The following is a 13265-nucleotide window of genomic DNA, read 5'->3' as shown; positions in this document are numbered from 1 at the left end:
CGGTTCGTTGCGCAGTCGAGAGGTGCTGCCGTGTTGCCTTTCAGTCCAGATCAATTCATCCGCGTTTTCGCTGACTACAACCTCGGCGTCTGGCCGGCCCAGGTCGTGGCCTATCTGCTGGGCGCGGCGGCGATCGTGGCACTCGTGCGGCCGGGGCGTCGCGCCGACCGCACGATTGGCGCCATCCTGGCCGCCATGTGGCTATGGACCGGCGTCGCCTACCACTGGGTCTACTTCTCCGCGATCAACAAGGCGGCCATGGTGTTCGGTGCCGCGTTCGTGCTGCAGGGCGCCTTGCTCGCGTCTGCGACGCTGTGGCGGGCGCGACTCCGATTCGGCATGCCTTCGCGGTCGAGCGCTTGGCCGGCGGATCACTCGTGCTCTACGCGTTCGTCTTCTATCCGCTGGTGGGCGCCTTGTCCGGGCATGCCTGGCCCGCCATGCCCTTGTTCGGCATCACGCCCTGCCCGGTCACCCTATTCACGCTCGGCATGTTGCTTCTCACCGTCGATCCCGTACCCCGCGGGCTTCTCATCGTGCCCGTGTCGTGGTCGCTGATCGGCGGCAGCGCGGCCCTGCTGCTCGGCGTCCCCCAGGACTGGCCGCTGCTGCTGAGCGGCATCGTGACCGTCCCCTTCCTCGTCCTTCGCGATCGCGGCGCGGCGCGGGCCGCATCCGCCCAGCCGACCTGATCGCGCGGTCACGTCGGCGGCTACTACGCTATCAGGCGCTGCCTGCCCTCCACCCGGAACTCCGCCAGGCCCTGCGCATACGGATCCAAGGCGTCCTCCGGCCTGCCCAGCGGCAAGCTGACAACCTCCGCGAACCGCGCGGGAGTGACCTGCCCCTGGCTCATCAGCTCGTCCACCAGGCCCAGCAGCGCGCCGCGATGCGCTTCGATCAGCCCGGTGGCGCGTTCGTGCTGCGTCTGCAGCAGCTCTTCGATCGGCGCGTTGCTGGCTTCCACGTCGGTGCAGAGGTTCTCCTCGCTCGCGGTGCAGACGTCGCTGCGGCCGAGGCGCGGGCCGTGGCCGAGGTGGCGCAACATGCGCGCGGCCGTTTCGGTGGCCTTGCGCAGATCGCTCTCGGCGCCGCCGGAGCACAGCTCGGGCCCGAAGACGAGCAACTCTGCGGCGCGGCCGGCGAGACTGGTGCAGATGGAGTCGAGCAGGTTGCGGCGCGACCAGACCTTGCGCGAGGCGTAGGCGTTGTAGCCGCCCTCGAAGCTGGCCACGTGGATCTTGATCTCCTGCGGCGCGCGGCCGAAAAGCAGGGCATGCACCAGGCCGTGTCCGGCCTCGTGAACGGCCAGCAGGGCCCGGAAGTCGGGGTTGCTGCGCTGTCGCAGGCGGCTGATCTCGAAAGGCGCGGCGATGGCATGCGACAGCCCGCGCCAGTGGGCGACCAGCCTCCGGCCATCGGCCGAAAGTCCCACGCTTTCGCCGGCCATGGCGCCCTGCTCCAGCGCCCACAGCGCAGCCTTGGCCAGGCCGGCGCCGAGGATGGCGTGCAGCGATGAGAACAGCGGCCGGGTCCCCTGGGCGGGGAAGACCGCGTTGGCGTAGATCTGCTCGCGCACGCTGGCCGCCAGCTCGAAGCGGAGGCCGCAGCGGCCCTCCGTCTCGCGCGCATAGCGGGCACAGCCCTGCTCGATCAACTGCTCGTAGGCTCGTCGCGAGAGCGAGGGGTAGATCACGTGCTCGTTGCCCAGTCGAGCCACCTGCTCCGGCTTGAAGCGCTTGTTGAGCGCCTGCTTGACGTCGATGACACTCAGCCGGCCCGTCAGCGCGTGGAAGATGTCCGCATCGCTGTCGCAGTCGTCCACGCTGGTGGCGAGGTCCTCGTAGGCCTCGTCCAGGTTGCCGCAGACGAAGATGAGCAGGCGGCTGTAGTCGGTCTCCCATTGCTGGTGGCCGCTCTCTCGGAAGGCGCGCAGGCGCTCCTGGATCTGCTCCGGCGTCCACGACATGATCTCCATCAGTGGCTCGTCGAGCTTGAGGTTGCGCTGCAGCTCCTGGGCCTCCCAGCTGCGCAGCTTGAAGCGCAGCTTGGCATCGCTGGCCTCCGCCCGTTCGGCATCGAAGGCCGCCTCGGCGATGGACGACTCGATGTCGCCCAGCAGAGAAAGCGCGGGCGGCAGGCGTCCGTCGGAAAGCAGCGCCCAGACGTCCTGGTAGCGCTCGACGCGCAGCTCCCCACGCTTGCTGTCGATGGTGCGAAAGCGCTGGAACTCGTCGAGCGCCAGGATCCCGGGCTCACCCTCGCGCAAGCCCGATTGCGCGAGCATGCCCGAGATGCTTTGTGCGCCTCGCCAGCTGGCACCGTTGGAAAAGCCATCCATCTGCACTTCGACGAAGCGGTCGTAGAAGCCCAGCAGCTGCGCCAGGCGCCGCACGAGCTGGGTCTTGCCGGTGCCGGTCAGGCCCCAGAGGCAGACGATGACGGGCCGCGAGACGAGCTCGGGCAGCACATACCAGGCTCGCACCGAGTCGATGACGCGGTCGATGATGGCGTCGATGCCGAACAGCTCGGTCTTGAGCTGGGCGGCGATCTCCTGCAGCCGCCGGTTTCTCTGCGCCAGCTGCTCGCGCAGCTCACGCGAGTCGGCCGCCTCCCGGTCTCCCGGGCCGACGCATCCCTTTGGCGAAACGGCCCACCGGGCCGTGGAGGTGAATTCATTCATCCCAATCCTTTCGTCGCAGCAGCGCCTGCAGCGCCACGCGGTCGGCGCGGCGTTGGGCGCCGCGGCTTTGAATGTGTTCGCCTGCGCCACGCAAGCCACGCTGGCCGAGCGCGCGCGCCACGGGGTCGCGCTCGCCGGAGCTCGTCTCGAGCACCAGCGTCATCGGCTGTTTCATGCGGCGCAGGGCCTTGACCCGCCCCTCCTGGAGGGCGCGGGAACGGAGTTGTGCACTCATGCGGTTCCAAAAGCAAAAGCCCCGGCTCAAGGGCTGCGGGGCTTTGCTCGCCGCGCGGACTTCGGGCCGTATCTGTGAACAGACACGGTCCCGCCGGGGCTCAGGGAACCGTGTTCAGTCGATCGTCGTGATGAACAGGGAGGACATAGAGGGATCTCCGTCATGCGGGCGCTGTCGTGGGCGCCTTCTGCAAGGGCGCGAATGATGCAGGCCTGGGCGCGAGTGCGCAAGCACGAAGACGTGCTGCGTTGTGACGCGCCAACGGGCGCGCGCGGCGGCCCTTCGGCAAGGTCGCCGCCATGCCTTGGCGACACGGCCCTCGCCTACGGGGTCCGTGCAGCTTCGCCGTGGATCCACGACAGGAAGGCCTCGACCGGCGGCCGTTTCGCATGCCTGGCGGGGTACACCACGAAGTGCGCCTTGACCCGCACGGCCTTGTCCAATCCGAAGACCGGCTTGAGCTTGCCGGTCGACAGGTGCGGGCCTGCGTTGACGGCACTCTCGAGCGCCACACCGAGGCCTTGGGTCGCCGCATCGAGCGACATCTGGGCGCGGTCGAAGCGCAGGGCGAAGCGCTCCGGCGCTCGCTTCTCCGAGAACGCGCGAAGCCAGTCGGACCACTGCACCACGCTGACGTTGCTCTGGATCAGCGGCACCTCGAAGAGCTGGTCGATCCGCTTGAGCCGATGCTCGCGGATGAACGCGGGGCTCGCGAGCGGCACGATGCGCTCCTCGAACAGCGGCTCGACGACCAGGTCGCCCCATTGCGGCACGCCATAGCGGATGTCCACGTCCGCCTGCCCCAGCGCGAAATCGCTGGGCGTGTGCGCAGCCGACAGATTCAGCGCGATGTCGGGATGGGCTTGCGCGAAGCCTCTCAGCCTGGGCATCAGCCAGAGGCTGGCGATGCTGGGCGCGGAGTGCACGTACAGGCTGTTGCTGACGCCTTTGCGCAAGTCCTCCGTGGCTGCGGAGATGGCGGCCAGCGCCCCAGACACGCGCTCGAGGTAGCGCTCGCCGGCATCGCTCAGGCGCACCCCGTGGGCGCTTCGCTCGAACAGCCGGACCCCGAGTTCCGCCTCGAGCCGCGCCACCTGGTGGCTGATGGCCGAAGCGGTCAGGTGAAGCTCCGCCGCCGCGAACGCAAAACTGCGTCGCCGGGCCACGGCCTCGAAGGCCAGGAGGTTCGCCACCGGAGGGAGTGAGGCCATAGGGTTGACCCAGTCATTACATGACGAACGGTCATCTTAGCCTGAGGATTCATCGTTTGCCATCAGCTTCGTCGGTGCCCACCATGGCGGACATCAACTGATGGAGATCGACGAAATGCTGCTCAAGGACAAGGTTGCCGTGATCACCGGCGGTGCCGGCCTCAACGGCCTGGGATTCGCCACCGCACGCCTGATGGCCTCGCAAGGCGCCCGCGTCGCGGTGCTCGATCTCGCTCGCGCCGAGCCCACCACCGCCGCGGCGCAATTGGGGGCCGGCCACCTCGGCCTGGTCGCGGACGTGACCGACAAGGCCTCCTGCGAGGCCGCCGCCGCAGCGGTACTCCAGGCCTTCGGCCGGATCGACGTGCTGGTCAACAACGCCGGCATCACCCAGCCGGCGAAGACCTGCGAGATCACCGGCGCGGACTACGACCGCATCCTCGATGTGAGCCTGCGCGGCACGCTGTACATGTCGCAGGCGGTGCTGCCGGCCATGCAGGCGCAGAAGAGCGGATCCATCGTGTGCATCTCGTCCGTCTCGGCGCAGCGCGGCGGCGGCATCCTCGGCGGCCCGCACTACTCGGCGGCCAAGGCGGGCGTGCTCGGCCTGGCCCGCGCCATGGCGCGCGAGTTCGGCCCCGACGGCATCCGGGTCAACAGCATCACCCCGGGCCTGATCGGCACCGACATCATCAAGGGCAAGCTCACCGAGGAGAAGAAGGCCGAGATCGCCGAGACGATCCCGCTGGCCCGCCTGGGGCGTGCGGAGGACATCGGCGGGGCCTGCGTCTTCCTCGCCAGCGACCTCTCGCTGTACTGCACGGGCATCACGCTCGACGTGAACGGCGGCATGTTGATCCACTGAACCGACGGCCCTTCATCACGACAACCGGAGACAAGCATGACTGCAACGAAATTCCAGCTCACGCGACGCCAGGTCCTGGCCGGTGCGACGGCCTTGCCGCTGTTCTCGATCGCCACCCGGCCCGCGCATGCGGCCGAGTTCAACTACAAGTTCGCCACGGGGCAGGACCCGTCCCACCCGGTCAACAAGCGCGCCCAGGAAGCGATCGACCGCATCCGCAACGCGACCGGCGGCCGCCTGGACATCAAGCTCTTTCCTGCCAACCAGCTCGGCTCAGACACCGACCTGCTGTCGCAGGTCCGCAGCGGCGGCGTCGAGTTCTTCAACCAGGCGAGCGTGGTGCTGTCGACCCTGGTGCCGGCGGCCGGCATCATCAACACCGGCTTCGCCTTCCACGACTACAACGAGGTCTGGAAGGCCATGGACGGCCCGCTCGGCGCCTACGTGCGAGCGCAGATCGAGAAGGTCGGCCTGCTCACCATGTCCAAGCCCTGGGACAACGGCTTCCGCCAGGTCACGACCTCGAGCAAGGTGGTGAAGACGCCCGACGACCTGAAGGGAATGAAGCTGCGCGTGCCGGCGGCACCCATGCTGTCGTCGCTGTTCACGGCCCTGGGGGCGAGCCCGACGCCGATCAACTTCAATGAGCTGTATTCCGCCCTGCAGACCAAGCTGGTAGAGGGCCAGGAAAACCCGCTGGCCATCATCAGCACGGCGCGGCTGTACGAAGTGCAGAAGTGCTGCAGCCTCACCAACCACGTGTGGGACGCCTACTGGATCCTCGGCAACCGCAAGGCCTTCGAGCGCCTGCCCAAGGACCTCCAGGAGATCGTCAGGCGCGAACTGGACAAGGCCGCCACCGACGAACGTGCGGACATTGCCGCCCTGAGCGCCTCGCTGCGCACCGACCTCGCCGCCAAGGGCGTGCAGGTCGTGGAGCCCGACAAGAAGGCCTTCAAGGACACACTGGCCAAGGGCAGCTTCTACAAGGACCTGCGCGCCAAGTTCGGCGACGAGGCGTGGAAGCTGCTGCAAGACAGCGTCGGAGCCCTGGGGTGAGCGCCATGCTGCTGGAAGCTCACCCCGTGGCGCCGGGCGGGTCGCTCCCGGCGCGCTTCGAGACCTGGCTCGGCCACCTCATCGAAGCCCCGGCCGCCGCGCTGGTGATCGGCGAGGTCGCCGTGCTGCTGGCCGGCGTGGTCATGCGCTTCGTGTTCAACAGCCCGATCCCCTGGGCCGACGAACTCGCCTCCATCCTGTTCCTGTGGCTGGCCAACCTGGGCGCAGCGGTGGCGCTGAGGCGCGGCACGCACATGCGAACGACGGCTCTCGTCTCGCGCTGGAGCCCGCGGGCGCAGGCCTGGGCCGAAGCGCTGGCGATCGCCGCGCCTTGCCTGATGCTCGTCATCCTGATCGGCCCGATGGCCGAGTACGCCCAGGATGAATGGGTCGTGCAGACGCCAGCGCTGTCCTGGCCCAACACCGTGCGGGCCGCCGCCGTGCCGGTGGGCGCGGCGCTGATGATCGCGATCGGCCTGCTGCGCCTGGCGCGACAGGGTGTCGGCGACCTGGTCGGCGTGGTGCTGTCGATGACCGCGCTGGCCGGCGTGCTGTATCTCTCGTCCGGCTGGCTGCAGGGCATAGGCAACTGGAACCTGGTCGTCTTCTTCGCGCTGCTGCTCGGTGCCGCCGTGCTGCTCGGCGTGCCCATCGCTTTCTGCTTCGGACTGGCGACGGTCGCGTTCCTGCTGTGCGTGACCTCGACGCCGCTGGCGGTGGTGAGCGGGCGCATCGACGAAGGCATGAGCTCGCTGATCCTGCTCGCCGTGCCCTTGTTCATCCTGCTGGGGCACCTCGTCGAGATGACCGGCATGGCCAAGGCGATGGTCGACTTCCTGGCCTCGCTGCTGGGCCACGTGCGTGGCGGCCTGAACTATGTGCTGCTGGGCGCGATGTTGCTGGTGTCCGGCATCTCGGGGGCGAAGACGGCCGACATGGCCGCGGTGGCCCCGGTGCTGCTGCCGGAGATGAAAAAGCGCGGCAACCATGAAGGCGAGCTGATCTCCCTGCTCGCCGCCTCCGGTGCGATGGCCGAGACCGTGCCGCCCTCGCTGGTGCTGATCACCATCGGCTCGGTGGCGGGCATCTCCATCGCCGCGCTCTTCACCGGCGGCCTGCTGCCGGGCGTGGTGCTGGCGGTGATGCTGGCCCTGCTGGCCCGCTACCGCAGCGCGGAGATCGCCGTCGGCCTGAAGCGCGCACCGATGAGCGTCGTCGGCAAGACGCTGCTGGTGTCGCTGCCCGCCCTGGCCCTGCCGGTGCTCATCCGCACCGCGGTGGTCGAAGGCGTGGCCACGGCCACCGAGGTCTCGACGATCGGCATTGCCTACGCCGTGGTGGCTGGCCTGCTGATCTACCGGCGCTTCGACTGGAAGCGGCTCTATCCGATGCTGGTCGACACGGCCGCGCTGTCCGGCGCCATCCTGTTCATCATCGGCACCGCCACCGGCATGTCCTGGGCGCTGACGCAGTCGGGCTTCTCGCACAGCCTGGCCGAGGCGATGACCAGCGTCCCGGGCGGCAAGTACGGCTTCCTGCTGGTGTCGATCGCGGCCTTCATCGTGCTCGGCAGCGTGCTCGAGGGCATCCCGGCGATGGTGCTGTTCGCGCCCCTGCTGTTCCCGGTGGCCAAGGCCATCGGCGTGCACGAGGTGCACTACGCGATGGTGATCATCCTCGCCATGGGCGTGGGCCTGTTCGCCCCGCCGTTCGGGCTGGGCTACTACGCGGCCTGCACGATAGGCCGGGTCCATCCCGACGTGGCCGTGCGCCGCATCTGGCCCTATCTCGGCGCCCTGCTCGTCGGCCTGCTGATCGTCGCCTTCGTGCCCTGGTTCTCCATCGGCCTGCTCTGAGGCCGGCCCTCGAATTCACCCACTTCCAAAGGACTGTCATGTCTGAATCGATAGACGACTTGCGCGAAAGCGCCTACCGGATCCGCCGCTTCGCGTTGCGCATGGGCGAGGTGCAAGGCCAGGGCTACATCGGCCAGGCCCTGGGCTGGGCCGATGTGCTGGCCGTGGCCTACTGCCATTCGATGACCCTGCGGCCGCAGGAGCCGCAGTGGGAGGGGCGAGACCGCTTCCTGCTCTCCCACGGCCACTACGCCATCGCCCACTACGCCGCCTTGATCGAGGCTGGCGTCATCCCCGAGAGCGAGCTCGAGACCTACGGCAGCGACGACAGCCGCCTGCCGATGTCGGGCATGGCCGCCTACACGCCCGGCATGGAGATCTCGGGTGGATCGCTGGGCCAGGGCCTCGTCATCGGCGTCGGCATCGCCCTCGGCCTGAAGCAGAAGAAGAACCCCGCCTTCGTCTACAACTCGATGTCCGACGGCGAACTCGACGAGGGCTCGACCTGGGAGGCGGCCCTGTCCGCCGCCCACCACCAGCTGGACAACCTGATCTGCCTGGTCGACATCAACAACCAGCAGGCCGACGGGCCCTCGGGCAAGGTGCTCGGCTTCGAGCCGCTGGCCGACAAGTGGGCCGCTTTCGGCTGGCACGTGCAGCGAGTGAAGGGCAATGACCTCGCCGCCGTCGTCTCGGCCTTCGACGCCGCTCGCGACCTGAAGGACGCCCAGCCGCGCGTCATCCTCTTCGACACCCTGATGGGCAAGGGCGTGCCCTTCCTCGAACAGCGCGAGAAGAACCACTTCATCCGGGTCGACCCGCCCGAGTGGCAGCAGGCCCTCGCGATCCTCGACCAGTCCCGGTCCCAAGTGCAAGCTGAAGGAGCCTCGGCATGAGCGCCACCACCGCAGAAAAGAAGCCCCGCCTGACCACCTCGGCGATGATCGCCTCGATCGCGTCCGAGGGGCAGAAGGTCAAGGCGGCGCCGTTCGGCAAGGCGCTGGTCGAGTACGCCGCGAAGCACCCCGAGGTCGTCGGCCTGACGGCGGACCTGGCCAAGTACACCGACCTGCACCTGTTCGCGCAGGCCTACCCCGAGCGCTTCTACCAGATGGGCATGGCCGAGCAGTTGCTGATGGGCGCGGCCGGCGGCATGGCCAAGGAAGGGCTGGTGCCTTTCGCCACCACCTATGCCGTCTTCGGCACCCGGCGCGCCTATGACTTCATCCACCAGGTGATCGCCGAAGAAAACCTCGACGTGAAGATCTGCTGCGCCCTGCCCGGCCTGACGACAGGCTATGGCCCCAGCCACCAGGCCACCGAGGACCTCGCGATGATGCGCGGCATCCCCGGCCTGACCATCGTCGATCCCTGCGACGCACTGGACATCGAACAGGCCGTCCCGCAGATCGCCGCCCACAAGGGCCCGGTCTACATGCGCCTGCTGCGCGGGCAGGTGCCCCTGGTGCTGGACGAGATCGAGGGCTATCGCTTCGAGCTCGGCAAGGCCAAGATGCTGCGCGAAGGCGCCGACGTGCTGGTGATCTCCAGCGGCATCCTGACCATGCGTGCGCTGGAGGTGGCGCAGGACCTGGCGAAGGACAACATCGGCGTCGCCGTGCTGCATTGCCCCACGATCAAGCCGCTGGACGAAACCGCGATCGTCGAGGCGGTGCGCTACAAGCACCGGCTGGTCGTGGTCGCCGAGAACCACTCGGTGGTGGGCGGGCTCGGCGAGGCCGTGGCCAGTGCGCTGTTGCGCCATCGCGTCCAGCCGGCCGGCTTCCAGCTGGCGGGGCTGCCGGATGCGTTCCTGGATGCCGGCGCGCTGCCGACCCTGCACGACCGCTACGGCATCAGTCGCGAAGTCCTGGGCAGCCGGATCAAAGGCTGGCTGGCTTGAGGCGCCGAGAGGCGGCGGGCTACTCCGGGCGCGCCGATGCCCCGGGCCGCTGGCGGTCCGCCACGCCGGCGACGAAGCGGCCGAAGGCGTCGAGCAGCGGCGCTGCATCGAAGGCCGGGCCCTCCAGCATCGCCAGGGCCTGCACGGTGGCCTCCAGCGTCGAGACCTGGTCGGCACGCCGCGCCGGGCGGATGGCGCGGTAGCGGGTGGGCGGCGGCGCGTCCAGCGCAAGCCGCGGCAGCGCCGCCAGGGCCGGATGCTCCAGCAGCATCCGCAGGCTCTTGCGCCACGTCGCATCGATCACCACGAGCCGCACGGGCGTGTCGCTCGTGGCCCCTGGCAAAGCCGGCGCCGGCGCGGCGGGCACGTCGGGATACAGCAGGCGCGTGTCCCGCCCGGGGCGTTCCAACAGGGTCTGCAGCGACCGCGGCTCGAAGCGCTCGCCTACGACCACATTGCAGTGCGCCAAGGACAGCCGAAGCAGAGCGACGCTGTTCTTCGCCTGGCGCTGTTCCTGCGGGTGCTGCAGCACCAGGACCTCGGTGCGATGGGCGGTCGGACGTGCCAGCGCGCAGACGCAGGTCCGGTGCGGGCGGAGGCAGCGCCCGCAAACCGCGCGGCCGAGGGAGGACGAACTGTTCACCGGCGGATGCTCGCACGGCTTGACAGTGTGCGAATCGGCCCGCTGCATTGGCCCGACCAATGCACCTTGGTAGGGCCAATTCCCGCCCACGCGAGATGCATCCTGAAACAACGCAGAACCGAAATCTCCTGAGACAGGAACGGCGACTCGGGTTTTCACCCGAGTGAACGGCCGTCGGCTTTGCGACACTGGCCTGACCAGATTGGTCAGGTCACCTAACAAACTACGCGCAAAGCATCTCGCCCCCTTCATGGCTTGACCCGCCGATGAAGAGGCCCTGAAGCGAGGTCTCCAGCAGCGTCCCGGTCCCGCCCGGCCCGCGCTGCACGGTGTCTTCGCTCTGCTGGTTCCCAGGCGAATCCGGGACGTCGCCGCGATCGTGGGCGCGGCGCCCGGAGGGCCTCCACTGCTTCCCCAACCGCCCGAGCGTGCAGGAGACAAGCGCGCCGGGCCATTCACCCGAAGAGGTAGACCATGAAGCATGTCTTGTCGTTGGCTTTCCTGCTGGCGCTCGGCGCCGCGCCGCTGGCGCAGGCGCAGAGTTGCGCCGGGGGCGGTGGCGCGACCGTCTGCCTCACCGCCACCGGCAGCAACAACAACGTGACGCTGAACTGGACGGTGACGGGTGCCATCAGCAAGGTCCAGGTCTACCGCGACACCGACAGCAACCCGACCGGCCGCAGCCGCGTCGCACAGTTGAACAACGCCGGCATCACCAGCTATGTCGACAGCGGTGCGGCCACCGGCACCCACTACTGGTACTGGATCAAGTTCAACGTCGGCAACGCTTCGTACAGCTCCAACGCCGCGGACGCCACCCGGGTGGTCGTCTCGGCCCAAGGCGGCGGCGGCACGCCGGGTTCGCCGGGCACGATGCGCAACATCACCAGCCTGCAGCTTTCACAGGAGATGGCCCCGGGCTGGAACCTGGGCAATTCGCTGGAGGCGATCGGCGGCGAGACCAACTGGGGCAATGCCGCGACCACGCCGGCGCTGATCAATGCCATCAAGGCCGCGGGCTTCAACTCGGTACGCATCCCGCTGTCGTGGAAGCAGTACGCCGACTCCAACGACAACATCCGCGCCGACTGGATGGCGCGTGCGACCGAGGTGGTGAACTACGCGCGCAATGCGGGGCTGTACGCCATCATCAACATCCACTGGGACGGCGGCTGGATGCAGCCGAACTACGCTACCCAGGCTTTCGCCAACGCCCGCATCACCAAGTTCTGGACCCAGATCGCCAACAACTTCAAGAACTACGACGACCACCTGCTGTTCGCCGCGCTCAACGAGGTGATGATCGACGGCGACTACGGCACGCCGACCAGCGAGTACTACACCGTCCACAACAGCTTCAACCAGACCTTCGTGAACGCGGTGCGCGCCACCGGCGGCAACAACGCCACGCGTCACCTGGTCGTGCAGGGCTTCAACACCAACGTCGACCACACCTACAACTTCTTCGCCGTGCCCAACGACAGCGCCAGCAACCGCCTGCTGCTCGAGGTGCATTACTACGACCCGTACGACTTCACGATCAACACCGCCAACGACAACATCTGGCAGTGGGGCAGCATCGCGACCAACCCCGCCAATACCGAGACCTGGGCCAACGAGAGCTACGTCAACGCCCAGTTCGACAAGCTCAAGCAGCGCTTCACCGATGGCTTGGGCATCCCGGTGGTGGTGGGCGAGTACGCGGCCATCGCGCGGCTGAACGTCGATCCCAGCCAGCAGTACCGCACCTACTGGGACCAGTACATCACCAGCGCCACGCGCCAGCGCGGCCAGGTGCCGATGTACTGGGACAACGGCTACAGCGGGGACCACCAGATGGGCTTGTTCAACCGCGCCAACGGTGCCAAGTACTTCCCCAGCCTGATCAGCGCCATCGTCAACGCGAGGTAAGCCGAAGCCGGGGTCGGGCGGTGTCCGGGCTCACCCTCCACCGTCCCGGCTCCTGACCGCGTTTCAAGGGGGGCCTCCGCGCTCAGACCCGCTCGAGGATGAGCGCGATGCCCTGGCCGACGCCGATGCACATCGTGCGCAGCGCATGGCGGCCGCCGCTGCGGTGAAGCTGGTTCACCGCCGTCATGGCCAGGCGCCCCCCGCTCGCGCCCGGCGGATGGCCCAGCGCGATCGCTCCGCCGTGGAGCCGGAGGCATTGCCGGCCGTCACCGTGCCTTCGGGCCAGACCACCCCCTGAGTGCATTGGTGACGCCAGTGCGGGCACGGCTGGCCCTGCGAGCCGGATCGTCAGGACACTGTGCCGCCGCGCGCGAGCGGCGTCATTCCAGGTCGCCTTCGACGAACCGGTTCTCGGCCTCGTACTCGGCCCGCGTCTTGCGGCGGTGATCGCCGCCCAGAGGGACCGAAGCCATGGCCCGGTCCACGTAGATCTCGGATCTCAGCGGCCAGTCGCGTGCCGCGTCGAACAGGCCGGGCATGAGCTCATAGATGCGGGGCTCGCCGCCTTCCTCGACGTCGTTGAACCACAGGTGCGAGCCGCAGCGCGGGCAGAAGGCGCGCTCGGCGAAGGCCGAAGAGCGATAGCGCGTCACCTCTCCCATGACGGTGACGGCCGAGGCGTCCGCCTCGAAGCACAGGAACAGCCCGCCGGACCACCGCTGGCACATCCGGCAATGGCAGGCGCCCACGCGCGGGTCGTGCCGGCCCGCCACCGTGATCGTCACGGCGCCGCACAGGCAGTGGCCTGTCAACTCGGAGGCGGCGGAGCTGGTGCTGGGAGCGGAGGACGATTCGGCGGTCGTGGGCTGCATGTTCATGGCTCCTGAATTGGATGGCCG

11 protein-coding genes and 2 pseudogenes are annotated in these 13265 nt (G+C 68.4%); 7 read left to right on the top strand and 6 right to left on the bottom strand.

Features of this window, described 5'->3' with window-relative positions; genetic code table 11:
• The first annotated feature begins 30 nt into the window (after window positions 1-30).
• Window positions 31-692: pseudogene (locus ACS5PM_RS23255) on the top strand (DUF6064 family protein).
• A gap of 23 nt (window positions 693-715) precedes the next feature.
• Here the strand turns inward: ACS5PM_RS23255 and ACS5PM_RS23250 are convergent.
• The 3 genes from ACS5PM_RS23250 to ACS5PM_RS23240 form a co-directional block, all read right to left on the bottom strand.
• Window positions 716-2683, bottom strand: coding sequence for an AAA family ATPase (locus ACS5PM_RS23250; protein WP_439390090.1), 1968 nt, complete (start codon window positions 2681-2683; stop codon window positions 716-718).
• Complete coding sequence (locus ACS5PM_RS23245; RefSeq protein WP_439390089.1) at window positions 2676-2918, bottom strand: hypothetical protein; 243 nt, start codon at window positions 2916-2918, stop codon at window positions 2676-2678. The genes ACS5PM_RS23250 and ACS5PM_RS23245 overlap by 8 nt, the downstream gene beginning before the upstream one ends.
• Before the next feature lie 323 nt (window positions 2919-3241).
• Window positions 3242-4129 carry a LysR substrate-binding domain-containing protein gene (locus ACS5PM_RS23240; protein WP_439390088.1) on the bottom strand — a complete coding sequence of 296 codons (888 nt, stop codon included), beginning with the start codon at window positions 4127-4129 and terminating at the stop codon, window positions 3242-3244.
• 115 nt (window positions 4130-4244) lie between these two features.
• Here ACS5PM_RS23240 and ACS5PM_RS23235 point away from each other — a divergent pair, with 115 nt between their 5' ends.
• From ACS5PM_RS23235 to ACS5PM_RS23215, 5 genes are read left to right on the top strand one after another with little or no spacing between them, the layout of a single operon-like run.
• Complete coding sequence (locus ACS5PM_RS23235) at window positions 4245-4994, top strand: SDR family NAD(P)-dependent oxidoreductase (RefSeq protein ID WP_439390342.1); 750 nt, start codon at window positions 4245-4247, stop codon at window positions 4992-4994.
• Window positions 4995-5030: 36 nt separating this feature from the next.
• A complete protein-coding gene (locus tag ACS5PM_RS23230; protein ID WP_439390087.1) occupies window positions 5031-6053 on the top strand; it encodes a TRAP transporter substrate-binding protein in 1023 nt (340 codons plus the stop codon).
• Window positions 6050-7909 carry a TRAP transporter large permease gene (locus tag ACS5PM_RS23225; protein WP_439390086.1) on the top strand — a complete coding sequence of 620 codons (1860 nt, stop codon included), beginning with the start codon at window positions 6050-6052 and terminating at the stop codon, window positions 7907-7909. Before ACS5PM_RS23230 ends, ACS5PM_RS23225 begins: the two co-directional genes overlap by 4 nt.
• Before the next feature lie 38 nt (window positions 7910-7947).
• Window positions 7948-8805 carry a transketolase gene (locus ACS5PM_RS23220; RefSeq protein ID WP_439390085.1) on the top strand — a complete coding sequence of 286 codons (858 nt, stop codon included), beginning with the start codon at window positions 7948-7950 and terminating at the stop codon, window positions 8803-8805.
• Window positions 8802-9812 carry a transketolase family protein gene (locus ACS5PM_RS23215; protein WP_439390084.1) on the top strand — a complete coding sequence of 337 codons (1011 nt, stop codon included), beginning with the start codon at window positions 8802-8804 and terminating at the stop codon, window positions 9810-9812. The genes ACS5PM_RS23220 and ACS5PM_RS23215 overlap by 4 nt, the downstream gene beginning before the upstream one ends.
• Window positions 9813-9831: 19 nt before the next feature.
• Here ACS5PM_RS23215 and ACS5PM_RS23210 read toward each other — a convergent pair whose 3' ends face one another.
• Window positions 9832-10455, bottom strand: a complete 624-nt coding sequence (locus ACS5PM_RS23210) for a tRNA-uridine aminocarboxypropyltransferase (protein WP_439390083.1) — start codon at window positions 10453-10455, stop codon at window positions 9832-9834.
• 474 nt (window positions 10456-10929) lie between these two features.
• Here ACS5PM_RS23210 and ACS5PM_RS23205 point away from each other — a divergent pair, with 474 nt between their 5' ends.
• Window positions 10930-12366 carry a glycoside hydrolase family 5 protein gene (locus tag ACS5PM_RS23205; protein ID WP_439390082.1) on the top strand — a complete coding sequence of 479 codons (1437 nt, stop codon included), beginning with the start codon at window positions 10930-10932 and terminating at the stop codon, window positions 12364-12366.
• Window positions 12367-12448: 82 nt separating this feature from the next.
• On the opposite strand, the pseudogene ACS5PM_RS23200 reads toward ACS5PM_RS23205, so the two are convergent.
• Together ACS5PM_RS23200 and ACS5PM_RS23195 are read right to left on the bottom strand one after the other, a co-directional pair.
• Window positions 12449-12610, bottom strand: a pseudogene (locus ACS5PM_RS23200) (3-oxoadipyl-CoA thiolase); the annotation flags it as partial.
• A gap of 136 nt (window positions 12611-12746) precedes the next feature.
• Window positions 12747-13238 (bottom strand): GFA family protein, encoded by a 492-nt coding sequence (locus ACS5PM_RS23195; RefSeq protein ID WP_439390081.1) that lies wholly within the window; start codon window positions 13236-13238, stop codon window positions 12747-12749.
• Between the last annotated feature and the right edge of the window lie 27 nt (window positions 13239-13265).

Origin of the sequence: Ideonella flava (genome assembly GCF_051857595.1) — a bacterium.
GTDB lineage: Bacteria > Pseudomonadota > Gammaproteobacteria > Burkholderiales > Burkholderiaceae_C > Ideonella.
Note: the sequence above shows the minus strand (reverse complement) of the source record. Positions and strands in the feature narration are given on the sequence as shown.

Coding starts and splice junctions, on each gene's coding strand:
- ACS5PM_RS23250 (WP_439390090.1), bottom strand. CDS start 2,683: ATGAATGAATTCACCTCCACGGCCCGGTGGGCCGTTTCGCCAAAGGGA.
- ACS5PM_RS23245 (WP_439390089.1), bottom strand. CDS start 2,918: ATGAGTGCACAACTCCGTTCCCGCGCCCTCCAGGAGGGGCGGGTCAAG.
- ACS5PM_RS23240 (WP_439390088.1), bottom strand. CDS start 4,129: ATGGCCTCACTCCCTCCGGTGGCGAACCTCCTGGCCTTCGAGGCCGTG.
- ACS5PM_RS23235 (WP_439390342.1), top strand. CDS start 4,245: ATGCTGCTCAAGGACAAGGTTGCCGTGATCACCGGCGGTGCCGGCCTC.
- ACS5PM_RS23230 (WP_439390087.1), top strand. CDS start 5,031: ATGACTGCAACGAAATTCCAGCTCACGCGACGCCAGGTCCTGGCCGGT.
- ACS5PM_RS23220 (WP_439390085.1), top strand. CDS start 7,948: ATGTCTGAATCGATAGACGACTTGCGCGAAAGCGCCTACCGGATCCGC.
- ACS5PM_RS23215 (WP_439390084.1), top strand. CDS start 8,802: ATGAGCGCCACCACCGCAGAAAAGAAGCCCCGCCTGACCACCTCGGCG.
- ACS5PM_RS23205 (WP_439390082.1), top strand. CDS start 10,930: ATGAAGCATGTCTTGTCGTTGGCTTTCCTGCTGGCGCTCGGCGCCGCG.
- ACS5PM_RS23195 (WP_439390081.1), bottom strand. CDS start 13,238: ATGCAGCCCACGACCGCCGAATCGTCCTCCGCTCCCAGCACCAGCTCC.